This window comes from Massilia cellulosiltytica (assembly GCF_047325105.1).
Classification (GTDB): domain Bacteria; phylum Pseudomonadota; class Gammaproteobacteria; order Burkholderiales; family Burkholderiaceae_D; genus Telluria; species Telluria orientalis.
Window position 1 is genome coordinate 1,082,295 of the sequence record NZ_CP168562.1, and the last position, 25,391, is coordinate 1,107,685.

25 protein-coding genes are annotated in these 25,391 nt (G+C 65.9%); 10 read left to right on the forward strand and 15 right to left on the reverse strand.

Features of this window, described 5'->3' with window-relative positions; translation table 11 throughout:
- Positions 1-368: 368 nt before the first annotated feature.
- Positions 369-1,991 carry a methyl-accepting chemotaxis protein gene (locus ACEN9H_RS04825; RefSeq protein ID WP_413673942.1) on the forward strand — a complete coding sequence of 541 codons (1,623 nt, stop codon included), beginning with the start codon at positions 369-371 and terminating at the stop codon, positions 1,989-1,991.
- A gap of 71 nt (positions 1,992-2,062) precedes the next feature.
- Here the strand turns inward: ACEN9H_RS04825 and tal are convergent, their stop codons facing one another.
- Entirely contained in the window at positions 2,063-2,992 is a 930-nt protein-coding gene (tal, locus tag ACEN9H_RS04830; protein WP_413673943.1) for a transaldolase, read from the reverse strand.
- Positions 2,993-3,034: 42 nt separating this feature from the next.
- Positions 3,035-3,532 carry a GAF domain-containing protein gene (locus tag ACEN9H_RS04835; protein WP_413673944.1) on the reverse strand — a complete coding sequence of 166 codons (498 nt, stop codon included), beginning with the start codon at positions 3,530-3,532 and terminating at the stop codon, positions 3,035-3,037.
- Positions 3,533-3,645: 113 nt separating this feature from the next.
- Between ACEN9H_RS04835 and ACEN9H_RS04840 the strand changes: the two genes are divergently transcribed.
- Complete coding sequence (locus ACEN9H_RS04840) at positions 3,646-4,212, forward strand: TetR/AcrR family transcriptional regulator (RefSeq protein WP_413673945.1); 567 nt, start codon at positions 3,646-3,648, stop codon at positions 4,210-4,212.
- 8 nt (positions 4,213-4,220) lie between these two features.
- A complete protein-coding gene (locus tag ACEN9H_RS04845; protein WP_413673946.1) occupies positions 4,221-5,516 on the forward strand; it encodes an MFS transporter in 1,296 nt (431 codons plus the stop codon).
- On the opposite strand, the gene ACEN9H_RS04850 is transcribed toward ACEN9H_RS04845, so the two are convergent.
- Together ACEN9H_RS04850 and ACEN9H_RS04855 are read right to left on the reverse strand one after the other, a co-directional pair.
- The gene (locus ACEN9H_RS04850) at positions 5,513-7,993 is read right to left on the reverse strand and encodes a glycosyl hydrolase family 95 catalytic domain-containing protein (RefSeq protein WP_413673947.1); all 2,481 of its coding nucleotides are present in this window, start codon (positions 7,991-7,993) and stop codon (positions 5,513-5,515) included. The two genes, ACEN9H_RS04845 and ACEN9H_RS04850, sit on opposite strands and share 4 nt — an antisense overlap.
- Positions 7,994-8,061: 68 nt before the next feature.
- A complete protein-coding gene (locus ACEN9H_RS04855; RefSeq protein WP_371767720.1) occupies positions 8,062-8,442 on the reverse strand; it encodes a winged helix-turn-helix transcriptional regulator in 381 nt (126 codons plus the stop codon).
- A 142-nt stretch (positions 8,443-8,584) separates the two neighbouring features.
- On the opposite strand from ACEN9H_RS04855, the gene ACEN9H_RS04860 reads away from it, so the two are divergent.
- Positions 8,585-9,196, forward strand: coding sequence for an NAD(P)-dependent oxidoreductase (locus ACEN9H_RS04860; protein WP_413673948.1), 612 nt, complete (start codon positions 8,585-8,587; stop codon positions 9,194-9,196).
- Here ACEN9H_RS04860 and ACEN9H_RS04865 read toward each other — a convergent pair whose 3' ends face one another.
- The 5 genes from ACEN9H_RS04865 to pgi all read right to left on the reverse strand — a co-directional run bounded on the left by ACEN9H_RS04865 (position 9,197) and on the right by pgi (position 14,823).
- On the reverse strand, positions 9,197-9,781 hold the full coding sequence (locus tag ACEN9H_RS04865) for a YdeI/OmpD-associated family protein (protein ID WP_413673949.1): 585 nt from the start codon (positions 9,779-9,781) through the stop codon (positions 9,197-9,199). It abuts the gene before it with no gap.
- Positions 9,778-10,632, reverse strand: coding sequence for an SIS domain-containing protein (locus tag ACEN9H_RS04870; RefSeq protein WP_056136401.1), 855 nt, complete (start codon positions 10,630-10,632; stop codon positions 9,778-9,780). The genes ACEN9H_RS04865 and ACEN9H_RS04870 overlap by 4 nt, the downstream gene beginning before the upstream one ends.
- A gap of 10 nt (positions 10,633-10,642) precedes the next feature.
- Complete coding sequence (gene zwf / locus ACEN9H_RS04875; RefSeq protein WP_056136403.1) at positions 10,643-12,112, reverse strand: glucose-6-phosphate dehydrogenase; 1,470 nt, start codon at positions 12,110-12,112, stop codon at positions 10,643-10,645.
- 164 nt (positions 12,113-12,276) lie between these two features.
- Positions 12,277-13,173, reverse strand: a complete 897-nt coding sequence (locus tag ACEN9H_RS04880) for an SMP-30/gluconolactonase/LRE family protein (protein WP_413673950.1) — start codon at positions 13,171-13,173, stop codon at positions 12,277-12,279.
- 9 nt (positions 13,174-13,182) lie between these two features.
- Positions 13,183-14,823, reverse strand: coding sequence for a glucose-6-phosphate isomerase (pgi, locus tag ACEN9H_RS04885; protein ID WP_413673951.1), 1,641 nt, complete (start codon positions 14,821-14,823; stop codon positions 13,183-13,185).
- 189 nt (positions 14,824-15,012) lie between these two features.
- Here pgi and edd point away from each other — a divergent pair, with 189 nt between their 5' ends.
- The 4 genes from edd to ACEN9H_RS04905 all read left to right on the forward strand — a co-directional run bounded on the left by edd (position 15,013) and on the right by ACEN9H_RS04905 (position 18,721).
- On the forward strand, positions 15,013-16,929 hold the full coding sequence (gene edd, locus ACEN9H_RS04890) for a phosphogluconate dehydratase (RefSeq protein WP_371767715.1): 1,917 nt from the start codon (positions 15,013-15,015) through the stop codon (positions 16,927-16,929).
- 29 nt (positions 16,930-16,958) lie between these two features.
- Complete coding sequence (eda, locus tag ACEN9H_RS04895; RefSeq protein WP_413675552.1) at positions 16,959-17,582, forward strand: bifunctional 4-hydroxy-2-oxoglutarate aldolase/2-dehydro-3-deoxy-phosphogluconate aldolase; 624 nt, start codon at positions 16,959-16,961, stop codon at positions 17,580-17,582.
- A 64-nt stretch (positions 17,583-17,646) separates the two neighbouring features.
- Positions 17,647-18,165, forward strand: coding sequence for a Rhs element Vgr protein (locus ACEN9H_RS04900; RefSeq protein WP_371767714.1), 519 nt, complete (start codon positions 17,647-17,649; stop codon positions 18,163-18,165).
- A 70-nt stretch (positions 18,166-18,235) separates the two neighbouring features.
- Positions 18,236-18,721 (forward strand): hypothetical protein, encoded by a 486-nt coding sequence (locus ACEN9H_RS04905; protein ID WP_371767713.1) that lies wholly within the window; start codon positions 18,236-18,238, stop codon positions 18,719-18,721.
- Positions 18,722-18,747: 26 nt separating this feature from the next.
- Here the strand turns inward: ACEN9H_RS04905 and ACEN9H_RS04910 are convergent, their stop codons facing one another.
- The 4 genes from ACEN9H_RS04910 to ACEN9H_RS04925 form a co-directional block, all read right to left on the reverse strand.
- Complete coding sequence (locus ACEN9H_RS04910; protein WP_413673952.1) at positions 18,748-19,773, reverse strand: flagellin; 1,026 nt, start codon at positions 19,771-19,773, stop codon at positions 18,748-18,750.
- 146 nt (positions 19,774-19,919) lie between these two features.
- Positions 19,920-20,459 (reverse strand): gamma carbonic anhydrase family protein, encoded by a 540-nt coding sequence (locus ACEN9H_RS04915; protein ID WP_413673953.1) that lies wholly within the window; start codon positions 20,457-20,459, stop codon positions 19,920-19,922.
- 26 nt (positions 20,460-20,485) lie between these two features.
- Positions 20,486-20,851: a VOC family protein gene (locus ACEN9H_RS04920; RefSeq protein ID WP_413673954.1), complete on the reverse strand. Its 366-nt coding sequence runs from the start codon at positions 20,849-20,851 to the stop codon at positions 20,486-20,488.
- 28 nt (positions 20,852-20,879) lie between these two features.
- Positions 20,880-22,394, reverse strand: a complete 1,515-nt coding sequence (locus ACEN9H_RS04925; RefSeq protein WP_413673955.1) for a chlorophyllase/cutinase-like alpha/beta fold protein — start codon at positions 22,392-22,394, stop codon at positions 20,880-20,882.
- A 116-nt stretch (positions 22,395-22,510) separates the two neighbouring features.
- Here ACEN9H_RS04925 and rpiA point away from each other — a divergent pair, with 116 nt between their 5' ends.
- A complete protein-coding gene (gene rpiA, locus ACEN9H_RS04930) occupies positions 22,511-23,188 on the forward strand; it encodes a ribose-5-phosphate isomerase RpiA (protein WP_371767708.1) in 678 nt (225 codons plus the stop codon).
- 2 nt (positions 23,189-23,190) lie between these two features.
- A complete protein-coding gene (locus ACEN9H_RS04935) occupies positions 23,191-23,517 on the forward strand; it encodes a hypothetical protein (RefSeq protein WP_413673956.1) in 327 nt (108 codons plus the stop codon).
- 33 nt (positions 23,518-23,550) lie between these two features.
- Here ACEN9H_RS04935 and ACEN9H_RS04940 read toward each other — a convergent pair whose 3' ends face one another.
- Together ACEN9H_RS04940 and argA are read right to left on the reverse strand one after the other, a co-directional pair.
- Positions 23,551-23,823 carry an oxidative damage protection protein gene (locus ACEN9H_RS04940; RefSeq protein ID WP_056136429.1) on the reverse strand — a complete coding sequence of 91 codons (273 nt, stop codon included), beginning with the start codon at positions 23,821-23,823 and terminating at the stop codon, positions 23,551-23,553.
- 222 nt (positions 23,824-24,045) lie between these two features.
- Positions 24,046-25,359, reverse strand: coding sequence for an amino-acid N-acetyltransferase (gene argA / locus ACEN9H_RS04945; protein WP_082577168.1), 1,314 nt, complete (start codon positions 25,357-25,359; stop codon positions 24,046-24,048).
- Positions 25,360-25,391 lie beyond the last annotated feature (32 nt).

Consider the following 25,391-nt stretch of genomic DNA (forward strand, 5'->3'; position numbering starts at 1 on the left):
CCCATTAAAACTATCAAAATGTTTCAACAGGATTTCGACAATGGAATCGAGGTCGGTATTCCAGTCGATGGCAGCGTTGGCGAATACGATTTTGCCAATGCGGGAAATGGAAGTGAGCATGTAAAGAACTCCAAAAGTTGCCGTTAGGTAAGTTTTTAAATTCTAAAAGATGCCAATGTTTTTTCGCAATCTAATTCCTCGTATTTAAATATCGTTGTGCGAAAATGTTACGTTCTGAAATCAAGAACGAGGTGTCGCAAAAACTCGACAAGAATGAAAAACAGGGATGTGTAGACAACTCATGTGCGTTATCATGGTTGACGTAGGGAAACATTGTAACATGCAGGTCAACATATTCAAACGTCAACATGAGATATTTATCAAGCTTGCGCCTCGCTACTAAATTGGGAATTGCATTTGCCGCTGTCCTTGCGCTAACCGCGCTTGTTGGCGGTGTCGCAATATGGCAATTAGCACAAGTTAATGACACGTCGATGAAATTGTCATCGCACTGGATGCCCGGTATTCGCGTCATCGAAGACATCAAATCGCAGATTGCACGTATCCGCACGCGCGAATTGCAATACATCATTTCCAGCGAACAGACGGAAATGGATAAATATGACAAGGTCATTGCAAAAGACCTGGATGACCTCCACGAAATGCAGGACGATTACGTGAAATTGCTCGAATCGCCCGAGGAAAAGCAGACGTATGCGGACCTGCTGGAGATGTGGGATCGCTATATGGCGGAAGACGCCAAAATCCGGGCCGCGGCCCGCGCAGGCGACGCCGAGCTGGCCAAGAAGCTGATCCGCGGCGAGTCGAACAAGCTGGTCGTCGCGCTGCGGGGCCACGTCGACAAGATCGTCGACATGTACACGGAAGGCGGCCGCGCCGCGGCGGTCGAGGGCAATGCGCGCTACACGGCGTCGCGCATGTGGATCGTGTCGCTCGTGCTGGGCAGCGTCGGGCTGGGCGCCGGCGGCGCCATGCTGCTCACGCGCTGGCTGATGCGCCGCCTCGGCGGCGAGCCGGATTACGCCACCGAGATCGTGGCGCGCATCGCCGCCGGCGACCTGGCGGTGCGGGTCGACACGCGCGCAGGCGACGATTCGAGCCTGTTGTGCGCGATGAAATCCATGCGCGACAACCTGGCGAAGATCGTCGGCGACGTGCGCGGCGCGACGGCGACGATCTCGCAGGCGTCCGACGGAATCGCCAGCGGCAACCTCGACCTGTCGTCGCGCACGGAGCAGCAGGCCAGCTCGCTGGAGGAGACGGCCGCGTCGATGGAGGAGTTGACGTCGACCGTGAAGCAGAACGCCGACCACGCGGGCCAGGCGAACGCGCTGGCCGACACCGCGGCCGGCGTCGCCCAGAAGGGGAGCGCGGCCGTGGCGCGCGTCGTCGACACGATGGGTTCGATCCACGCATCGTCGCAGAAGATCGTCGACATCATCGCCGTCATCGACGGCATCGCGTTCCAGACGAATATCCTCGCGCTGAACGCCGCCGTCGAAGCGGCGCGTGCGGGTGAGCAGGGCCGCGGCTTCGCCGTCGTCGCGACGGAAGTGCGCAATCTCGCCCAGCGTTCGGCCGCCGCCGCGAAGGAAATCAAGGAACTCATCGGCAGTTCGGTGCAGCAGGTCGAGGCGGGCAATGTGCTCGTCACGGAAGCGGGTGTGACGATGACCGAGGTGCTGAACAGCGTGCAGCAAATGCATGCGATCATGGCCGAGATCAGCCACGCGAGCCGCGAACAGAGCGCCGGCATCGAGCAGGTGAACCAGGCCATCACGCAGATGGACACGGTGACCCAGCAGAACGCGGGGCTCGTGCAGCAGGCGGCCCATACGGCCCAGAGCCTGCAGGAACAGGCGGCCGCGCTGGGGCAGCTGGTCAGCGTGTTCCGCCTGGAGGCGTTCGAGGCGCCGCAGCCGGCACGTGTCGCGGGCCGGCAGACGGTGCCCGCGCTGGCACGCGCCTGATCCGCGCCATAGCGACATAACGAAAAACGGCAGCCCGCAGGCTGCCGTCTTACTTGTGCGGTCCGTGCGGATCAGCGCATCTCTTCGATCATCTTCTTCAGCTTGCCGGAGTCGGCGCAGAACGCGCGGATGCCTTCGGCCAGCTTCTCGGTCGCCATCGCGTCTTCGTTCAGCATGAAGCGGAACGTCTTTTCGTCGAGTGCGATCTTCTCGATGTCCGCATTCGCGTCCGCCACCAGCTTGCGCTCGACGGCGCCTTCGGTGTCGGCCAGCTTCTGCAGCAGGTCCGGCGAGATGGTCAGCAGGTCGCAGCCGGCCAGTTCCAGGATCTGCGACGTGTTGCGGAAGCTCGCGCCCATCACCTCGGTCTTGTAGCCGAACTTGCGGTAGTACTGGTAGATGCGCTTGACCGACTGCACGCCCGGATCGTCCGCGCCCTGGTAGTCGGTACCGGTGGATTTCTTGTACCAGTCGTAGATGCGGCCGACGAACGGCGAGATCAGTTGCACGCCCGCTTCGGCGCAGGCGACGGCCTGGCACAGCGAGAACAGCAGCGTGAGGTTGCAGCGGATGCCGTCCTTCTCGAGGATCTCGGCGGCGCGGATGCCTTCCCACGTCGACGCGATCTTGATCAGCACGCGCGAGCGTTCGATGCCGGCCGCTTCGTACAGGGCGATCAGTTCGCGGCCCTTGGCGACCGTCGCTTCCGTGTCGAACGACAGGGCGGCGTCGATTTCGGTCGACACGCGGCCCGGCACGAACTTCAGGATCTCGGTGCCGAACGCGATCAGCAGGCGGTCGACGATTTCCTCGGTCGATGCGTCCGGGAAGTCGGCGATCGTCTTTTCCAGCAGCGGACGGTATTCCGGCTTCTGGACGGCCTTCAGGATCAGCGACGGATTCGTCGTCGCGTCCTGCGGTGCGTAGGCCTTGATCGATTGGAAGTCGCCGGTGTCGGCGACGACGGTCGTGTACTGCTTGAGCTGTTCGAGTTGGTTCATGATGCGGGGGAGAGAAAGGTCAGGCGGTTATTGTATCCGGAATCAGCAGTCGGTCGCCTCGAGAAACGCCGCCACCATGGCCTCCAGCCCGGCCTTGTCCTCGCCGGCAAAGCGGTCGAGCAGCGGGCTGTCGATATCGAACACGCCCACCAGCCTGCCGTTCTTGACGAGCGGGATAACGATTTCCGAATTCGACGCCGAATCGCACGCGATGTGGCCCGGGAACGCGTGCACGTCCGGCACGACCATGGTTTCGCGCTTGACGGCCGTCGTGCCGCACACGCCGCGGCCGAACGGAATGCGGGCGCACGCGGGCTTGCCCTGGAACGGGCCGACGAGCAGGTCCTGCCCGTCGCCCGATTTCGCGGGCACGGTGAGGTAAAAGCCGGCCCAGTTCAGGTCGGCGAGCGTGTCGTACACGAGCGCCGAGAATTGCGACGCGTTGGCGATGAGGTCGCGCTCGCCCTCGAGGACGCTGGCGACCTGGCGTACCAGCAGGTCGTAGTCGGGGCGGGTGCTGCGTTCGGGATTGATGTGCATGGCGGACGGCGCTGCGTTGTCGAAAGTACGTATTTTACGGCAGTAAAAATAGATTGTGCTTGACATCTATTCTGGAAAATGGATTATGATTGACATCCATTTTGGAGGAAACCATGCGAGTCAATCGAATCCAGGCGGAGGAAAACCGCCAGGCCGTCATCGACGCCGCCAGCCGCCTGTTCCGCGAACGGGGCTTCGACGGCGTCGGCCTCGCCGAGCTGATGGCCGCGGCCGGCCTCACGCACGGCGCGTTCTACAAGCAGTTCACGTCCAAGGACGACCTGATCGCCCAGGCGTGCGACCGCGCGCTGGAGACCGGCATCGACGGCTGGCGGCGCGCGGCGGCGGACGCCGGGGAGAGCGCCTATGCGACCCTCGTGCGCCGCTACCTGACGCCGGGCCACCGCGGCCGCGTGGGCACCGGCTGCGTCATCGCCTCGCTCGGCCCGGACGCGGCCCGCCACGGCCCGGAGCTGCCGCGCCATTTCGAGGCGGGCGTCAAGACCTTCGTCGACATCCTCGGCGACGCCATGCGCAGGAAAAACGCCGACGCGACGCCGGACGACGCACTCGCCGCATTCGCCACGATGGTCGGCGCGCTCGTGCTGGCGCGGTCCGTCGATGACGACGCGTATGCCCACCGTATCCTCGACGCGGCCACGGCCCGTCTGCTCGACTAAGGACTTCCATGCTTTCCACAAATCTCGCCCGGTGGATGGGCCGCCGCGGCCTGCACTACGGCTGGCTCGTCGCCGCCATCACCTTCCTGACGGCGCTGTCGTCGTCCGCCGCCCTCGGCCTGCCGGGCGCGCTGCTGAAACCCCTGAGCCAGGAATTCGGCTGGACCGTCGACCAGATCTCGTCCGCGCTCGCCGTGCGTTTCGCCCTGTTCGGCCTGATGGGACCCTTTTCCGCGCTGCTGATGGAGCGCTTCGGCCTGCGCAACGTGATGGTGACGGCGCTGATGGTCATCGCGGCCGGCCTCGGTCTCGTGCGCCAGATGACGGACTTCTGGCAGCTCGTGCTGCTGCTGGGCGTGATGCTGGGGCTCGGTTCCGGCATGACGGCGCTGGTGCTCAACGCCGTCGTCGCCAACCGCTGGTTCGAACAGCGCCGCGGCCTCGTCATGGGGCTGCTCACCGCGAGTTCGGCGACGGGGCAGCTCGTGTTCCTCCCCGTCGGCACGTGGCTGATCGAGCATGGCGGCTGGCGCCTGGCGCTGCTGCCCGTGATGGCCAGCTGCGCCTTCGTGGCGATTCTCGCGCTGCTGTTCGTGCGCGACCATCCGCAGGAACTGGGGCTCGCACCCTATGGCGGCGATACGACCATCAAACCCGTCGTGCCGGCGCGCGCACCGGTCTCGATCCGCACGCCGTTCACCACGCTGGCCAGCGTGCGTGCCGACCGCGTGTTCTGGGTATTGTTCGGCAGTTTCTTCATCTGCGGCCTGTCGACGAATGGCCTGATCCAGACCCACTTCATTTCGCTGTGCGGCGACGCGGGCCTGGGCGCCGTTCCCGCCGCGTCGGTACTGGCGATGATGGGCACGTTCGACCTCGTGGGCACGATCCTGTCGGGCTGGCTGTCCGACCGTTACGACAGCCGCTACCTGCTGTGCTGGTACTACGGCATGCGCGGGCTGTCGCTGGCGTGGCTGCCGTCGGCCGACTTCACGCTCACGGGCCTGACGCTGTTCGCCATGTTCTATGGCCTCGACTGGATCGCGACCGTGCCGCCGACCGTGAAGCTGGCCGCGCAGGCGTGGGGCAAGCGCGCGCCGATGATCTTCGGCTGGGTTTTCGCCGGCCACCAGCTCGGGGCGGCCGTGGCGGCCTACGGCGCGGGCCGCATCCGCACGATCGCGTTCACGTATTCGCCGGCCGTGTACACGGCGGCCGCGGCGTGCGGCGTCGCCGCGCTGATCGTGCTGCTGGCGCGGCGCCGCGTCGCCGCGCCGGTACCCGTGCCGGAGGCGGTGAACTAAGTGAGCGCGACGCGCGCGCGGCCGGACGCGTCGAGCTTGACGGTCACGAGGCGCTCGCCGATCCGCACCTTCGCCGACTGTCCCGCCTTGCCGCGCAGCGCGACGCGCGTGGCGCGGCCGCCGGCCCAGTCCAGGTCGACCTCGATGCCGCCGCGTGCCCGAATGCCGTGCACGGCACCTTCCGGCCACGCGCGCGGCAGCGCCGGCAGGATGCGGATCTCGCCGCCCCACGATTGCACGAGCATTTCCAGGATCGCAGCCGTGCCGCCGAAATTGCCGTCGATCTGGAACGGCGGGTGCGAATCGAACATGTTCGGGTAGGTGCGTTGGCGGTCCAGCAGGCCGCGCAGGATGCCGTAGGCGTGCTCGCCGTCGCCCATGCGCGTCCACAGCGCCAGGCGCCATGCCGTGGCCCAGCCGGTGGACAGGTCGCCGCGCGTGTTCAGCGTCGTCTTGGCAGCCTGGATCAGCTCCGGCGTGTCGCGCACGTTGATCTGTTCGCTGGGATAGACGGCGTACAGGTGCGACACGTGGCGGTGATGCTGTTCCGGCGCCTGGCCGTCCCAGTCCTCCAGCCACTCCTGCAACTGGCCCTGGGCGCCGACGCGGTCGGGCGCCAGGCGTGCCCGTTTCGCTTCCACCGTCTTGCGGAAGTCCGCGTCCGGATCGCCCACGCGCTCGTGCGCGGCCAGCGTCCACGCGAACAGGTCGCGTACGATCTGGCGGTCCATCGCCGGACCCGCGCACACGGCCACGTCCGGATGGTGCGTGTTTTCCGGCGAGATCGACGGCGACGTCACGAGGCCGCGGCCCTTCGGATCCTCGACGAGCACGTCGACGAAGAACTGCGAGGCGCCCTTCAGCAGCGGGTAGATGCGGGCCAGGAACGCATCGTCAGGGGTGTACTCATAGTGGTCCCACAGCGTCTTGCACATCCACGCGCCACCGCAGGGCCACATGCCCCAGTTCGGACCGTCGATGGGGGCCGCCGCGCGCCACAGGTCGGTGTTGTGGTGCGCGACCCAGCCGCGGGCGCCATAGCTGTCGCGCGCGACGTCGGCGCCGTTCACGGCCAGCTCCTCGACCATCGTCACGACCGGCTCCACGCACTCGCCCAGGTTGGCCGCTTCCGCCGGCCAGTAGTTCATCTCCGTGTTGATGTTGATGGTGTACTTGCCGCCCCACGGCGGGTAGATGCCCTCGTTCCAGATGCCCTGCAGGTTGGCGGGCTGGCTGCCCGGCCGCGACGACGAGATCAGCAGGTAGCGGCCGTATTGCAGGTACAGCGCGGACAGCCCCGCGAGCGCGGCGTCGTCCGTCTGCGGGACGGCGGCGATGCGCGCGTCGGTGGGGACGGCGGCACCTGCGTCCGCGCGGCCGATGCGCAGCGACAGGCGCGAGAACAGCGCGCGGTGCGCCTTGACGTGGTCGGCGCGCAGGCGTGCGTACGGCTTGCGCGCGGCGGCGTCCACGCGCGTGCGCACGGCCTGCACCGGGTCGCCGCTCGTGTCGCGGAAGTTGACGAAGCTGGTGGCGGCGCCGATGAGCAGCGTGACCTCGCGCGCGCCGCGCACGCGCAGGCGGTCGCCTTCGACGTCGACCTTGCCGTCGCCCATGGCCTGGACGCGCACGGCGTAGCGCAGCACGCCCTTGACGCCGGCGGCGTCCGCGTTGCGGCCTTCGACCAGCAGGGCGCGCGGACCGTCCGCGCGGATCGCCAGGCTGGCCGGCCGCTTCGATTCTTCCAGGTCTTCCTTCACGTCCCAGGGCGCACCAGTGGCGGCCGACGGGTCATCTGCGGACTTGCCGTCGTAATTGGCCTTGCCGTATTCGACCTGGCGCGGGTGGCGGTAGCCGACGTCGAAGGAAAGCGTGCCGCCGCCGCTTGCCTGCAGGTGCAGCACGATCACCTGGTCGGGTGCGCTCGCGAACGTCTCGCGCACGTGGCGCGCGCCGCCGCTCGTGAAGCGCGTCGTGGCGATGGCGGTGTCGAGGTCGAGCGAGCGGCGGTACGACGTTGCCGGCGTGAGTCCATGGAAGTCCAGCAGCAGGTCGCCGGCGGTCCCGTACGGCATCTGCGTGGCCGGCTTCGAGATCATTGATTTCGCCACCAGGTCGCGCGCCTCGATGAAGCGGCCCTCGTCGATCAGCGCGCGCACGCGCGGCAGCGCGGTCTTGAATTCGGGATTGTCGAAGCGGTACGGGCCGCCGGCCCACAGCGTGTCTTCGTTCAGTTGCAGGCGCTCCTGCAGCGGGCGGCCGTACACCATCGCGCCGAGCCGGCCGTTGCCGACGGGGAGGGCTTCGACCCATGGACCGGCGGGGCGCTCGTACCACAACGCCAGTTGTTCCTTGTCGCCATCCGTACGTGCCACGACGGTGGCGCCGGCCAGGCCGGGATAGGCCGCCGCGAGACCCAGCGTCGCGAGCACGCGCCGCCGGGCGGGGTTGATCTGTCGATGACCTGCTTTGCTCAATGTTGTCTCCTGGTGATTATCTATTGGTGTTTATTATAAATAAAAATCAATCCAGGAAATATTTTTCGTTACGACATGCCGCTCCGGTAGTGCGTACGCGCCTCGCAGACCAGGCGGTGATGTTCATCCGCCCACGCCACGAGGCCCTTCATCGGCACGAGGAAGGAGTGGCCAAGCGGCGTGAGGTCGTACTCGACCTTGGGCGGTACTTCCGCGTAGACGGTGCGGCGCACGAAACCGTCTTCCTCCAGCCGCTTCAAGGTCAGCGACAGCATCTGCTTGGAGATGTCGCCCAGTTCGCGCATGAGTTCATTGAAGCGCTTCGTCCCGCCGTCGAGCGCGTCGAGCACGAGGAAGCTCCACTGGTCGCCGATGCGGTCGAGTACGTCGCGGATGGGGCAGGGTTGTTCGAAGCCGCCGTCGGCGGTCAGTAAATTCGTCTTGGCCATGGTGATTTGCAAGGTAATAGTCAGTGCGGGCTGACCTGATCATGCCGCGTTGACTTCTTGTGCGGCGCATGAAGACTAGCATAAGATGCCTTGTCGGTCTCGTTTTTAGACCTATCTTCGATCCTAGACTAAGGGAGTCACCATGGCACGCATCGCACTCATCGGCGCATCCGGCAACGTCGGCACGCGCATCCTGAACGAACTCGTTTCGCGCAATCACCAGGTCACGGCCATCGTCCGCGATCCTGCGAAAGTCCCGGCACGTGCGGGCGTTACCGCGGCACGCGGCGACGTCGCCGATCCCGCCGGCCTGGCCGGGGTGCTGAAGGGCCACGACGCCGTGGTCAGTTCGGTGCGCTTCCTCGACACCGACCCGCAAGCACTGATCGACGCCGTGCGCGCGTCCGGCGTAAAACGTTATCTCGTCGTGGGCGGCGCCGGCAGCCTGTTCGTCGCACCGGGCAAGCGCCTCGTCGACCAGCCCGATTTCCCGGCCGCGTACAAGGACGAGGCGACGAAGGGCGCCGATTTCCTGGATGCGCTGCGCGGCGTGAACGATCTCGATTGGACGTTCATTTCGCCGTCCGCGCTGTTCGTGCCGGGCGAGCGCACCGGCAAGTTCCGCCTCGCCAAGGACGAGCTGCTGGTGAGCGAGAAGGGCAGCACGATCTCGTACGAGGATTACGCCATCGCGCTGGTCGACGAGATCGAAAAGCCGGCGCACGTGCGCGAGCGGTTCACGGTCGGTTACTGATTATTTTTTTGCCGGCGTCCACTCGTCGAGCCGCCGGCCTTCCGCGCATGCCGTGATGAGCCGGTCGAGCCGCGCCGCCCGCGTCTCCGGCTTCTTGGCACTCGTCACGACGTGCAGCATGCGCTTGCGGTAGCCGGGTGGGCACGCTTCGAAATACGTCCACGCGGACTTATGGCGCCGGAAGCGGGCCAGGTCCCCGGGCGCCAGTTCGGCGGGCGTCTCGCGCTCGTGCGAATACACGCGCGAGCGGTCTTCCGAGCGCCGCTCGAACGCCGCTTCGCCCGCCGGCGTCATGAGGCCCTGCTCGCGCAGCTTCGCGACCTTGTCGATGTTCACCGCGCTCCAGATCGAGCCGGCTTTGCGTGGCGTGAAGCGGATCGTGTAGGCACCTTCGTCGACGCCCTTGCGCACGCCGTCGATCCAGCCGTAGCACAGTGCCTGGTCGACCGACTCGGACCAGGTCATGGACGGCTTGCCCGTGCCGACCTTGTGAAAGCCCACGAGCAGTTCCTTTGCCTCGTGTGCATGGGCCGCGAGCCAGGCGCGGAAGTCTTCTGCGGTTGCGAAGAAGACCGGGGCGGTCATCCGATGAAGGAGTCGAACTGCAGGTCGAATTCCTGCAGTGCCTTCTGCGCATTCTGCATCTTCTTGCGGAACTCCGGACCGCGCTGCAGCGCGAGGCCGACCGCGAGCACGTCGATCACGACGAGGTAGGCGAGGCGCGCCGAGATCGGCGTGTACGGATCGGTCGCGAACACGAGGTCGATTGGAATCAGGAGGCTCGCCATGTCCGCGAGCGGCGTGCCGGACGGCGCCAGCACGATCACTTCGGCACCGCCGCGGCGCGCCAGTTTCGCCGAGCGCGTGAGCGAAGGATTGTTGCCGCGCTGGGAGATCGCGACGAGCGCGTCGCCCTCGCGCAGCAGCGCGGCCGCGATGGCGTGGATCGCGGGGTCGGTGTACGCGACGGTCGGTACGCCCGAGCGGAAGAATTTATGCTGCGCGTCGGCCGCGACGAAGCCCGACGTGCCCTGGCCGTAGAACTCGATCTTGTTGGCGCGCGACAGGATGTCGAGTGCCTTCTGGATCAGTTCCGGCTTCAGGTTGTTGCGCAGGTCGAGCAGCGTGTTGATCGAGCGGCTGCAGATCTTGTTGACGAGGTCCGCGGCCAGGTCGTCCTGCGCCGGCTGTTCGCTGGCGCCGGGCAGCGCCAGCGCGAGGCCTTGCGCGAGCTTCAGCTTGAACTCGTGCCAGCCGTCGTAGCCGAGCGTGCGGCAGAAGCGCACGACGGTCGGCTCGGACACCTGCGCGCTGCGCGCCAGCGCCGTGATGTTCTGGCTCACGGTGGCGCTGGGCGCGGCCAGCACGGCGAGCGCCACCTTGCGCTCGGACTTGGACAGCGAGTCGAGCTGGGTACGGATCGAATCGAGCAGCACGTTAGTTCCTTCAGTCTTCCGGCAGCGCCTCTTCGCGCCACTGCAGGCCGTCGCGGCCGATCAGCGCGGACGACGAGGCAGGGCCCCACGTACCGGACGTGTACGGGACCGGCGTCGTGTCGTCCTGCTCCCAGTATTCGAGGATCGGCTCGACCCATTCCCACGCGGCTTCCAGCTCGTCGCCGCGCATGAACAGGGTCAGCTGGCCGCGCAGGACGTCCAGCAGCAGGCGCTCGTACGCTTCCATGCGCGGGGACTTGAACTGTTCGCGGAAATCGAGTTCGAGTTCGGCCTGCTTCAGGCGCATGGAATCGCCCGGCGTCTTGGCCATCAGGTTCATCGACAGGCCTTCGTCCGGCTGCAGGCGGATCACGAGGCTGTTCGGCTGGAAGCTCGACGTCGGCTGGTTGAAGATCGAATGGGGGATCGGCTTGAAGCGCACGACGATTTCCGCGAGGCGGTCGGCCATGCGCTTGCCGGTACGCAGGTAGAACGGCACGCCGGCCCAGCGCCACGTGTCGATCTCGGCCTTCATCGCGACGAAGGTTTCCGTCTTCGACTGCTTCGGTGCGCCCGGTTCGTCGCGGTAGCCCGGCACGGCCTGGCCGTCGACATAACCCGAGCGGTATTGGCCGCGCACGATGTTCTGCGACAGCGTCGTCGGCGTGAAGCGCTTCAGCGAGCGCAGGACCTGCAGCTTGGCGTCGCGCACGGCGTCCGGCGCGATCGACGTCGGCGGTTCCATCGCGACGATACACAGCAGTTGCAGCAGGTGGTTCTGCAGCATGTCGCGCAGCGCGCCCGAGTTGTCGTAATAGCCCAGGCGGTTGCCCACGCCGATCTTTTCCGCGATGGTGATCTGCACGTCGGAGATCCACTCGCGGCGCCACAGCGGCTCGAACAGGATGTTACCGAAGCGCAGGGCCAGCAGGTTCTGCACGGTTTCCTTGCCGAGGTAGTGGTCGATCCGGTAGATCTGCGATTCGGCGAAGACCTTGCCGACGTCGGCGTTGATCTGCTTGGCCGATGCGAGGTCGCGGCCCAGCGGCTTTTCCAGCACGACGCGCGAATTCGGCGTGGCGAGGCCGACGGCGGCCAGGTTCTCGCAGATCGTCGCGAACAGTTGCGGCGGCGTCGCGAGGTAGTACACGCGCGTCAGCGAAGAATCCTTGCGCAGCGCTTCCGCCAGCGCCGCATAGGTCGCCACGTTGCCGGCGTCGACGGCGACGTAGGTGATGCGGTTCAGGAATGTCTGCCATGCGCCGGCGTCGACGTTTTCCTTCACGTGCGTTTTTGCATTGGTTTCCACCATCTCGATGAACGCTTCCTGCGACATCTCGTCACGGCCGACGCAGATGATGCGCGCCGTCGCGGGCAGGTCGTTGCACACGTCACGGGCATACATCGCCGGCAACAGCTTGCGCATCGCGAGGTCGCCGCTGCCGCCGAAGAAAACGAGATCGAAATCGGAAAGTGCCATGGTGTCTGTCGAGGAGTGAAATGCTGTAAATTTACTACACGATTATGGATAGCGCAAGAAATTTTACTACGCAGAAGGGTGTAGTCGAAGGTAATGGTGCCACATCCGTGGCGGCGTGGGCGCGAGAGAAAGGAGAGGGCGGGCATGGTGTGCCCGCCCGGAAATCAACCGCGGTACTCGGCCTGCTCGATGCCGGGCACGTCGACGGTAAATGCCAGTACTTTGCCGCTGTGCGGATACTTCGCCAGCTCGTCGTTCGACCGGCCCTTGCTGGCGCTGGTGACGAACAGCGTGCGCAGATCGGGGCCGCCGAACGCGACCGACGTCGGGCAGCGCACGGGCAGCTCGATTTCCTGCAGCAGCTCGCCCGTCGGCGACAGCTTGACGATGCGGCCGCCTTCGTACATGGCGGACCAGTAATTGCCTTCGCTGTCCACCGCCGCGCCGTCCGGACGGCCGCCGTAGTCGGCCGCCTTCTTGTCGTCGGAGAAGGTGACGAGGTTGCGGCGGTTCGATGCCGTGCCCGTCCTGACGTCGTAGTCGTACGCGTCGACGCGGTGGCTCGTCGTGTCCGAGTGGTACATCGTCTTGCCGTCCGGGCTGAACGACAGCCCGTTCGAGTTCGTCATGCCGCCGGCCCAGGCCAGGCGCAGCTCGCCCTTGTCCAGCACGTACATCTCGGCCTTCTGCTGGTCGCGCGGCTCGTACATCGTGCCGACCCAGAAGCGCCCCGCCGGGTCCGTGCGGCCGTCGTTGAAGCGGACGATGGACGTGTCGTACGGTGCCGGCGCGATGTCGTCGATGTCGCCCGTCGTCGTGTTCAGGTAGACGAAGCCGGCGCGCGTGGCCAGCACGAGGTTGTTGTCCTGGTCGACGGCGATGGCGGACGGCTCGGTGTCCGTGTTCCAGCGCGAGTACTTGCCGCTCGACGGATGCAGGCGGTGCACCGACTTGCCGTCGATGTCGACCCAGTACAGCGCGGATTCGACCGCATGCCAGACGGCCGATTCGCCGACCAGCATCCGTTCGTCATGCACGATGTGGAATTTTTCGGTCTTCATGGCACCTCCTCAGACGGCGGCTTTGGCGCGGGCGATCAGGCCGTTGGTCGAACCATCGTGCTGCGCCGGTTGCGCCTCGCCGTTCAGCTCCGCCTCGATCTTCTTGGCCAGCACCTTGCCCAGTTCCACGCCCCACTGGTCGTAGCTGTTCACGTCCCAGATCGCGCCCTGCACGAACACCTTGTGCTCGTACAGCGCGATCAGCGCGCCCAGCGTGGCCGGGGTCAGGTACTCCATCAGGATCGTGTTGCTCGGACGGTTGCCCGGGAAGGTCTTGTGCGGCACGAGGCGCTCGATCTCGGCCGGGTCTTGCCCGGCCAGGTCCTGGCGCACCTCGTCCGCCGTCTTGCCCTTCATGAAGGCTTCCGACTGCGCGAAGCAGTTCGCGAGCAGCGCGGCGTGGTGGTTCTGGAATTCATGCGCGGGACGCAGCGCGGCGATGAAGTCCATCGGCGTGACGTCCGTGCCCTGGTGCAGCAGCTGGAAGTAGGCGTGCTGGCCGTTCGTGCCGACGTCGCCCCAGATCACCGGGCCGGTTGCGTAGTCGGTGATGACGTCGCCGGCGCGCGTGACGCGCTTGCCGTTGCTTTCCATGTCGAGCTGCTGCAGGTACGCGGGGAAGCGGTTCAGGTCCTGGTGGTAAGGCGCGATCGACACCGACGGGCAGCCGAGGAATTCGCGGTTCCAGAAGCCGACCAGGGCCAGGATCATCGGCAGGTTCTGCTCGATGGGCGCGGTGCGGAAGTGCTCGTCCAGCGCGTGCGCGCCCGCGAGGAAGTCGGCGAAATAGCCGTAGCCGACGCACAGCGCGACCGGCAGGCCGATCGCGGACCAGACGGAATAGCGGCCGCCGACCCAGTCCCAGAACGGGAACATGTTGTCCGGGTCGATGCCGAATTTCTTGATCGCTTCCACGTTGGTCGACACCGCGACGAAGTGTTTTGCCAGCGCCTCTTCCGACGCATGCTTGAGGAACCAGCTGCGCGCCGTGTTCGCGTTCATCATGGTCTCGGCCGTCGTGAACGTCTTCGAGGCGATGATGAACAGCGTCGTTTCCGGATTCACGCGCGCCAGCGCGGCGTCCATGTCGTGGCCGTCGACGTTGGAGACGAAGTGCATCGTCAGGCGCGGATGGGCGAACTGGCGCAGCGCCAGGCAGACCATCTTCGGACCGAGGTCGGAGCCGCCGATGCCGATGTTGACGATGTCCGTGATTTCCTTGCCCGTGTGACCCAGCCACGCACCGTTGCGTACGGCGTCGCTGAACGTCTTGACGCGGGCGAGGACGGCGTGCACGTCGGCCGTGATGTCCTGGCCGTCCACCGTGATCTGCTTGTCCTTCGGCGCGCGCAGGGCGGTGTGCAGCACGGCGCGTTGTTCCGTCAGGTTGATCTTGTCGCCGGCGAACATGGCATCGCGCAACTGCTCGACGCCGCGCTCGCGCGCCAGGTTTGCCAGCAGTGCAAGCGTGCGCCCGTCCAAACGGTTTTTTGAATAGTCTAGGAACAGCCCGGCCGCTTCCGCCGAGAGGCGCTCGAAGCGCTGCGGGTCTTGCGCGAACAGGTCGCGCATCTGCCATTGCTGGGCGTCCTGGGCGTGGGACTGGAGGGCCTGGTAACTGGTGGTGCTGGTCAGGGGTGGTTGGCGCATGGTGATGGACGGTATGATGTCATTTTGTGCAGGTTAGCGAATCATACAGGAAGCAGGCGTAAATTCACTACACAAATTCGCCACACAGCGCGAGTCTCAGGTGTTCACCTTCCTTCGCTCATTGATTAGTGAGCGGGAATCTCCATTTCGTAGTAAAATTTCAGAAATCTAATTCACAAGGAACAGATCATGGCGCTGCACCCCGTAGTAGAACAGGTCACCAACCGGATCATCAAGCGTAGCCGGCCCTCGCGCCAGGCGTATCTCGCGCATCTCGACGCCGCGCGCGTCAAGGGCGTGCAGCGCAGCGTGCTCGCGTGCACGAACCTGGCACACGGGTTTGCCGCCTTCCCGGCCAACGACAAGCTCAAGCTGCGCGAAGCCAAGCAGCCGTCGGTCGCGATCGTTTCTTCCTACAACGACATGCTGTCGGCGCACCAGCCGTTCGAAGCCTACCCCAAGGTCATCAAGGACGCCGTGCGTGAAGTCGGCGCCGTGGCGCAGTTCGCCGGCGGCGTGCCCGCCATGTGCGACGGCGTCACGCAGGGCCAGCCGGGCATGGAACTGTCGCTGTTCTCGCGCGACACCATCGCCATGTCGACCGCCATCGCGCTGTCGCACAATATGTTCGACGCCAGCCTGTACCTCGGCATCTGCGACAAGATCGTGCCGGGCCTGCTGATCGGCGCGCTGCACTTCGGCCACATCCCGGGCATCTTCGTGCCGGGCGGCCCGATGGCGACCGGTATCTCGAACAAGGAAAAGGCCGCCGTGCGCCAGCGCTACGCGAAGGGCGAGGCCACGCGCGAAGAGCTGCTGGAAGGCGAGGCCAAGGCCTACCACAGCGCCGGTACGTGTACCTTCTACGGTACCGCTAACAGCAACCAGATGCTGATGGAGATGATGGGCCTGCACCTGCCGGGCGCCGCCTTCGTCCATCCGGACACCCCGCTGCGCGAGGCGCTGACCCGCGCCGCGGCCCAGCATGCGGTCAAGATCTCGCAGCAGGGTGGCGAGTACATGCCGATCGGCCACATCGTCGACGAAAAATGCATCGTCAACGCCATCGCCGCGCTGCACGCGACGGGTGGTTCCACGAACCACACGCTGCACCTCGTCGCGATCGCGCGCGCGGCCGGCATCGTGATCGACTGGAACGACTTCGACGAGCTGTCGAAAGTCGTGCCGCTGCTGACGCGCGTGTACCCGAACGGCGACGCCGACGTGAACTACTTCCAGGCCGCCGGCGGCCCGACCTTCGTCATCCGCGAACTGCTGGACGCCGGCCTCGTGCACGACGACGTCAACACCATCCTGGGCCGCGGCCTGCGCAACCACTGCAAGGAACCGTTCCTGGACGGCGACAAGGTCGTCTGGCGCGACCTGCCGGAGCAGAGCGGCGACGAATCGGTGCTGCGCAAGCATACGAACCCGTTCAGCGACAACGGCGGCCTGATCCTCGTGCAGGGCAACCTGGGCCGCGCCGTGATGAAGATCTCGGCCGTCAAGAAGGAACACCACATCGTCGAAGCACCGGCGCTGACGTTCGATTCGCAGGAAGATTTCATGCACGCCTACAAGGCCGGCAAGCTGAACCGCGATTTCGTCGCCGTGATCCGCTTCCAGGGCCCGCGCGCCAACGGCATGCCGGAACTGCACGCGCTGACGCCGGCACTGGCCAACCTGCAGGATTCCGGCTACCACGTCGCGATGGTCACCGACGGCCGCATGTCGGGCGCATCGGGCAAGGTCCCGGCCGCGATCCACGTGTCGCCGGAAATCCTGGCCGGCGGTCCACTGGGCCTCGTGCGCGACGGCGACATCATCCGCGTCGACGCCACCCAGGGCACGCTGGACGCGCTGGTGCCGGAAGACGTATGGGCCGCGCGCAAGATGGCAACCGCCGACCTGAGCTCCAGCCACATCGGCATGGGCCGCGAGCTGTTCGACGTGTTCCGCAAATCCGTCAGCGCGGCCGAGGAGGGCGCCGCCCACTTCCCGCTGCCGTCGCCGATCGACACGACCGTACCCCTGCACGAAGGCACCGACAGCGGCGAGATCATGCCCGGTTCGGACGAAGATTTCCTGTTCCGCAAATCGAAATAAGCAAAGTGAGCACAACGATGAGTAACGATATGACCCTGCTGGACATCATGAAATCCGCCGTCGTGATCCCCGTGATCGCGATCGACGACCCGGACCATGCCGTCCCCCTCGCCAAGGCCCTGGTCGCCGGCGGCATCCGCGTGCTCGAAGTCACGCTGCGCACCAAGCACGGCCTGGATGCGATCCGCGCGATGGCCCAGGTGGAAGGCGCGATCGTCGGCGTCGGCACGCTGACGCAGCCGGAAGAATTCGCCGCGTCGCGCGATGCCGGTGCCGTGTTCGGCGTGTCGCCGGGCCTGACGCCGTCGCTGATCGAGGCGGCGAAGAAAAGCGGCCTGCCGCTGCTGCCGGGCTGCATGACCCCGTCCGAAGTGATGGTGGCGCGCGAAGCCGGGTTCAAGCAGCTGAAACTGTTCCCGGCCGTGCCGGCGGGCGGCGTCGGCATGCTGAAGGGCATCGGCGGTCCGCTGCCGGACGTGACGTTCTGCCCGACGGGCGGCATCTCGATCGAGACGGCACCTCAATTCCTCGCGCTGAAGAACGTCGCGTGCGTGGGCGGTTCCTGGCTGACCCCGGCGGATGCGATGAAGGCCGGCGACTGGGGCCTGATCACCGAGCTGGCCAAGGCCGCTTCGGCGCTGAAGTCGGCCTGAGCCTAAGCATGCGGCGAAGGTGAGACAACTGCGGGTCCGGGGCCTGACCCCGGCCGAAATACGCATGGCGTCGCTGCTGTTCGGCGGCGCCATCGATGTGTCGCGCGTGCGCGTGCATGGGCGCCGCTACCTGCCGTTGGTGCAGCCGAAAAACTGCGCCATGACGCCCAACGGCAGCATTTATTTCCACCGCTCCTGTTTCCTGCCCGATTATGGCGCGGGCGATCCGCACACGATCCACTGGTTCATGCACGAGATGGTGCATGTATGGCAGCACCAGCTGGGCTACCCGGTCCGGTTGCGCGGCGCCTTCCGCATCGGCCTGTCGTACCGCTACGAACTGCGCCCGGGCGCGCTCCTGTCCGACTACAACATGGAAGCCCAGGGCGACTTGCTCGCGGATTATTTTGCGCTGAAATACATGCGCAACCCGCGCATCATGCGCCAGCGCCAGTATGCGCACCAGATCGACTTGTACGAACAGGTGCTGGCCCGCTTCCTCGCCGACCCGCGCGACCCGGACAACCTGCCGCGCGGCAGCGCACGCCGCTTCGCGCGGATGGTAGCGTCTGTCTCCGCCTGAGCTTGCGTAGCCTCAAAATTTAACGGTGCTGCCGTCGTAGGCTTTCGCCTTGCGCTCCGTTGAGGTCATCATGCCCGTCCCCTATCGCATCCCCGTGCTGCTGTGTGCCTGGTGCCTGGCCGCGCCGGCGTGCGCCCGCGTCGGCGCGGCCGAGGTGCGCGAAGGCCCGCGTGGCGGCCCGTGCTTCACCATCACCCCGCGCGAGGAACGCCTGGGCACGCCGGAATTCCGGTCGATCGTCGTGTGGGAGGGCGCACGCCCGGTGTGGAAGATGACGATGCCGAAGGAGCGCACATTCCCCCTCACGTTCGGGATGTGCGTGCCGTACGGCGGCAAGGTGGCGTCGCTGCCGCGCACGACGCCCGCGCCGCTGGCGCCGGGGCGGATCTACAGCCTGCGCATCGAGGCGCGGCCGGGCAAGGGCAGCGCCGCGTCCAGCTACGAGGCCAGGTTCTGCCTGGCGCGCCAGCATGACGGCAGTGCGGTCGTGCACCAGATCTGGAATGGCGACAGGGAAGGGCCGCGCAAGTACGGGTGTTTGCCGCCGGGCGATTGACGCCGTCGTCGGTTGGCAGGGCGCCGTTACTGCAGCAGCGCCATCACCATCGAGGCCAGGCTGTTGGTCTGCTTCAGCATGGCCGTGCTGGACTGCATGAGCATCTGGTTCGCGGTCATGGCCGACGACTCCGTCGCGAAGTCGACGTCCATGATGCGGCCGGTGGCGGCCTGCGTATTGGTCGAGACGTTCGCCAGGTTGTTGTAGGCGTGGTCCAGGCGGTTCGCGGCTGCGCCCAGTCCGGACCGCAGCGCCGACACGGCGTCGAGGGCGTCGCCCAGCTTGCCGATCGTCGCGGCGGGATCGGCGACGAGCGTCATCGTGCCATGGACCGTGATCGTGCCGCCGAAACCGTCGGGGATATTCGTCGTCGTGGGGATCAGGATGTCGGCGAGGGTGTGGCCCGGCGTTGTGTTGGTGGTCGAGCTGTCGCCCGCGAAACGGGTGACGATGGTGACCACGGTATTCCCGCTGCCGTCGAGCGAGGTGATGTCGCTGGTCGTGGCGGCCTGCAGCAGGAGGTCGACGTCGTGCAGCTGCTGCGAGAAATCGGCATGCATCGTTTCCGCATTGTCGGCGCCGATCTGGAACGAGAGGCCCGCCGTATCCCCGAGTTTTCCGCCCGTCGTTGCGGAGGTGTTCAGCAGCGTCGTGCCGCCGAAGCCCGTGTTGCTGAAGATGTTCGACAGTTCGTCCGTCAGCGAATCGTATTCCGCCTGCAGGGTGTCCCGGTCGGCGCTCGACGACGAGGTATCGCCGGCCTGGGTCGCCAGGTCCTTCATGCGGATGAGGATGTCGCTGACTTCGTTCAGTGCCCCGTCGGCAGTTTGCAGCAGCGAGATCGAATTCTGCGTGTTGCGCATGGCCACGGTCATGCCGCTGCTTTGCGCCTTCAGGCGCGTGGCGATCTGCAGGCCGGCGGCGTCGTCCTGCGCCGAGTTGACGCGGTAGCCGGTCGACAGGCGCGTCATCGACGTCGACAGCCAGGCCTGGGTACGGCCCAGGACCTTCAGCGCCGACAGCGATACGAAATTGGTGTGAAGACTCAGCATTTATGAAACAGTCAATGATCTCCTGATATTAGGGCGACCGGATTCCACTTCGTATTAAATATTGAATCAATATTTTTTCGATTTTGCAGTTTTCGGCGTTTCTGCTGCAGAGGGCTGGCTTGCGCGCGGACGGTCGATTGTTGGAATTACCCGGTGTATCCGTTCAGATAATTGTCCTTGATGCGCACATAATGCTCGGCCGAATAGCGCAGGTACGCGATCTCGGCCTCGGTCAGCGCCCGCACCTTGACGACGGGCCGGCCCATGTACAGGAAGCCGCTTTCCAGCGTCCTGTTCGGTGGGACGAGGCTGCCGGCGCCGACCATGACGCGGTCCTCGACCACCACGTCGTCCATCACGATGGTGCCCATGCCGATGAGGCATTCGTTCCCGATGCGGCAGCCGTGCAGGATGACGGCGTGGCCGATGGTAACGTAGTCGCCGATGACGAGCGGCGAGCCGTCCGGCCTGGCGGGCGTCTTGTGGGACACGTGGCCCATCGTCAGGTCCTGGATGTTGGTGCAGCGGCCGATGACGATGTCGTTGACGTCGCCGCGCAGCACGGCGTTGCACCAGACCGAGCTGTCCGCGCCGAGGCGGACGCTGCCGATGACCTGGGCCGAGGCGTGCATGTAGACGCGCTCGGCAAGCTGTGGAGCGGTGTCGAGGTAGTTCGAGAGCGGCATGGTGAAGTTTTTTTAACGGTGGGTGATCAGGCCGGCGGTTCCCACAGCTCGACCTTGTTGCCTTCGGGATCGATGACCCAGCCGAACTTGCCGTATTCGCCGTCGTTCGTCCTGTCGAGCACATTGCAGCCTTCGTCGCGCAATGCCTGTAGCAGGGCGGCGAGGTTGTCGACGCGATAATTGATCATGAACGGGGCCCGGCTTGGCGCGAACTGGTCGCTGTCCGCAGCGAACACGGACCAGGCGGTGGTGCCCTTGGGGTCCGTCCAATCGAACGCGGCGCCGCCCCACGGCTGGACGTCGATGCCCAGGTGGCGCTGGTACCAGGCGGCCAGCGCCGCCGGGTCGTTTGCCTGGAAGAAGATACCGCCGATGCCAGTCACGCGTTTCATGTCCGCCTCCGATGCCGTCCAGTCTTGTTCACTGTGCGCCCAGTGCCCCCAGCCGTTCGCGCGCATGCGCCTGCCCCGGCTCCAGCGCCAGCGCCTGCCGGTAATTCGCGATGGCCGCGTCGCGCTCGCCGGCCGCCTCGTACGCCTGGCCGAGGCCGTCGTAGAGGAAGTCGAAGCGTTCCGGATACAGTTTGACGCCCAGCCGGAACACCTGCATGGCATCGGCGGCGCGCCGTTCGCGCAACAGCTTCATGCCCCAGTCGTGGGCTTGCAGCGGATCGAGGGCGAGGTCGGGATTCTGCGCGTGCAGGCGGTCGTAGATGGTGGCGATGTGCTCGAAGCCCTGCTGGCCCAGTTGTTCGAGGAACGTGTCCAGCGTCGGCGGCGCGCCCGTGGCGCGGCGTAGCGCGAACGAGACGAAGCCGGCCGGCGGACGGTTCGCGGCGACGGTGTCGTCCAGCTGGCGGCGTGCCGGGGCGTCGTTGCGCAGGCGGGCGTCGAGGAAGCGTTCGACCATGCGCGCCATCGCGCCGTAGGTCTGCGCCGATTGTGCGCGCGTGCGTGTGCCGAAGGCGGCGTCCGGCGCCATGCGCAGCGACCACGACGAGAAATCCATGTGGCTCGCGGCATCCAGCGTGGCGAGATACACGTCGGCATAACGCATGCGCCCCAGCAGTTCGGAGCCGATCGCGCCTTCGTCCTGCAGGCGCGTCATGTACAGCAGCGGGATGCCCAGGCGTTCCGGCGTGACGTAGCCCGCGGCGCGCGGGCCGCCGTTCACGTAGTCGTACGCGGCGCGCAGCGAGCCGTCCAGCGTGACGAGGGCGCGGATGCGGTCGTCGCGGGCCGCGGCCAGCACGCTTGCGAGGCTGCCCCAGCTGTGGCCGACGACGGCGATGCGGTTCGTGTCCGCCTGCACCAGCGTGTGGGCGTAGCCGACCAGGAAGCCGATGTCGTCCGCCTGCGCTTCGGCGCCCTCCAGGCTCGCGGTCATCGTGTGCGAGCGCGGGCCCAGCGATGGCGTCGCGATCACGATGTAGCCGTGGCTCGCGAGGTATTCGCACAGGTCGGTGTTCTCGATGGCGTAGGCACTGTGGCTCGGCGCGTAGATCACGACGGGGAATTTACCGGGGCGCTCGGGCGCGTCGCGCAGGGCGCGCACGGGGCTGGACAGGTCGCGCTGGACCTGCGGGGTGCGCGTCTCGACGAGCGCGTCGGTGGCGCGGCGCACCTGGTCCGGCATGCGGCTGAATTCCTCTTCCGTCGCCACCGTCGCCACGTAGTCGCGGTAGGTCAGCGCGCCGCCCGTGCCGATGGCCGGATACCAGATCAGCGTCTGCAGCGGCCGCGACCGGTCGCCGCTCGTCGCCTGCGCCGTGACGGGACTGCGCGGGTGCTGGTAGACGCGCGCCCGGTCGTACTGCTGGCGGACGTGGAAGCCGACGCGGTATGGGCCGGGCGGGGCGGACGGCGTGAAGTCGGCGGCCGTCGCGGTGTGCGCGAGGACGAAGGCGAGCAGCAGGGTGGTCAGGTTCCGGAGCATGGGTCGTCGGCGGGTGTTTCTTTGGTTGCAAGATTATATGCTGAATTGGCATGGTATTCGGTGCGACATGTGAATCCGTTAAAATGTCGGATTCTTCTTCACCTCCTTCCAACATCATGACTCAGGACGAACTCAAGCAAGCAGTGGCGCGCGCCGCCATCGAATACGTGGTCGACGGCGAAATCATCGGCGTCGGCACCGGTTCCACCGCCAACTTCTTCATCGACGAACTCGGCAAGATCAAGTCGCGCATCAAGGGCGCCGTGGCGTCGTCGGAAGCGACGGCGACGCGCCTGCGCGGCCACGGCATCGAGGTGTTCGACCTGAACGACGTCGAATCGATCTCCGTCTACGTCGACGGAGCCGACGAGATCAATGCCACCGGCGCCATGATCAAGGGCGGCGGCGCGGCATTGACGCGAGAAAAGATCGTCGCGTCCGTGTCGGGCAAGTTCGTGTGCATCGCCGACGGCTCCAAGCTGGTCGAGACGCTGGGACAATTCCCGCTGCCGGTCGAAGTGGTGCCGATGGCCGCGAACGCCGTCAGCCGCAAGCTGGTCGCGCTGGGTGGCCAGCCGCGCCTGCGTACCAAGCCGGGCAGCACGGACGCGTTCGTCACGGACAACGGCGGCTACATCCTGGACGTGGCCGGCCTGGCCATCACGGACGCGGTGGCGCTGGAATCGGAGATCAACCAGATCGTCGGCGTGATCGCCGTCGGCCTGTTCGCCCGCCGCGGCGCCGACGTCTGCCTGCTGGGCACGGGCGAAGGCGTCAAGAAGCTGACGTTCTGAGCATGAGCCGCCTGGCGCTTATCTGCGCGGCCGTCGCGGTGCTGGGCGGCTGCTCCATGTTCCACAGGCCGATGCCGGCCGCACCGGCCGCACCTGTGGCTGCGGCCGATACCGCGCCGGCCGTCGAGACGATTCCGTTCCGCATGGGCGTGTCGTCGGCGACCGTCGAGAAGATGGCGAAGCAGCAAGGGTGTACGGGCGGGCAGGGTGCCGGGCTCATCACGGAGCCGGGGCCTGTCGAGGTCTATCGCATGCGCTGCGAGGACGGGCAAATGCGCGGGAAAGTGTTCATGGCGCGGTGCGAACTGCGCCAGTGCCGGCAGATGTAAGCAAGGGCAGCGTCGCTGCCCTTTTTCATTGCATCAGGCGCTCGGCGGTACGTAGCCGGCAGCCTCGTCGGCGCCTTCGCCGAAGAAATGGCGTTCCATTTGCGTGGCCAGGTATTTGCGGGCGCGCGCGTCGGCCATGTTCAGGCGGTTTTCGTTGATCAGCATCGTCTGGTGCTTCAGCCAGCCATCCCAGGCTTCCTTCGACACGCTTTCATAGATGCGCTTGCCCAGTTCGCCCGGGTACGGTGGGAAAGCCAGGCCTTCGGCTTCTTTGTTCAGTTTGATGCAGTGGACGGTGCGGGCCATGTTCTTGCTCCTGGTTCGGTATCGGAAAACGTGATTATAAGGGGAGGTTGGAAAAGCCACCGGCGCTGATTTCGTCATTCCCGCGAAAGCGGGAATCCATGCTGAGCTTCCGGAGTCGGGCCTTGGGCGCTGTGTATTGCTTCCGGCTAAACGATTCTTGTTGCTCAGAATGGGTCCCCGCTTTCGCGGGGACGACGGGTTTTTTCGCGGGGACGACGGGTTTTACAGCTGCTTGATCAGAATCTGCGACCTGCGTTGCCAGTTGTACATGTGTGCCCGGTCCTTGGGCAGGTCGTCGACGGTCGCCGGCACGAACCCGCGCTTTTTGAACCAGTGCGACGTGCGCGTGGTCAGCACGAACAGCTTGTTCATGCCGGCGGCGCGGGCGCGGTTTTCCATGTGCTTCAGGATGCGCTCGCCGTCGCCCTGCGTTTGCGCCTCCGGACTGATGGTCAGGCAAGCCATTTCCGCCATCTTCGATTCCGGGAACGGGTACAGCGCAGCGCAGCCGAAGATGACGCCGTCGTGCTCGATCACGGAGAACTGCTCGATTTCGCGTTCGATCAGCTCGCGCGGACGCTTGACCAGCGTGCCGTCCGCTTCGAGCGGTTCGATGAGCTTGATAATGCCGCCGACGTCCTCAATTGTGGCCTGGCGGAGGCTCTCCAGGTTGTCGTGCGTGATCATCGTGCCCACGCCGTCGTGGGTGAACAGTTCCAGCAGCGCGGAGCCGTCCGTCGAGAACGGGACGATGTGGGCGCGGTCGACGCCGCTGTTGCACGCCTTGATCGCGTGCTGCAGGTAGAACGACGCGTCGTTCGGCAGGAAGCCCGCCTGCAGCACGGCTTCGGCCTGGTGCGACGACAGTTCGCGGATGTCGCCGCCGCCGGCGTCCTTCATCAGCGGCGTCTCCGTGATGAAGATGAGCTTTTCGGCATGCAGGGCGATGGCGGCGGATACCGCCACGTCTTCCATCGTCAGGTTGAACACCTCGCCGGTCGGCGAGAAGCCCAGCGGCGACAGCAGGACGATGTTGTCCTCGGTCTCCAGGATCGGCTGGATCTTGGCGGCGGCGACCTTGCGCGTCACGCCCGTCAGCTCGTGGTCGACGCCATCGATCACGCCCAGCGGGCGCGCGGTGACGAAGTTGCCGGAAACGATGCTGATGTGCGCATTCGACATCGGCGTGTTGGGCAAACCCTGGCTGAACGCGCCCTCGATGTCCAGGCGCAGTTCGCCGGCGGCTTCCTTGGCGCATTCCATCGCCGCGCTGTCGGTGACGCGCACGCCGTTGTGGAAGCGGCCCGCGACGTTACGCAGCGCGAGCTGCTCGGCCACCTGCGGCCGCGACCCGTGCACCAGCACGACGCGGATGCCGAGTCCGACCAGCAGCGACAGGTCCTGCGCCAGCACGGGCAGGGCGCCGGCCGACACCAGTTCACCGGGGAAAGCGACGACGAAGGTCTTGCCGCCGAATGCGTGAATATACGGCGCGACGGAGCGCAGCCACTGGACGAATTGGGTAGGGTTTTCCATTTGCCGCATTATAATTCGCTGCGCGACTTGCG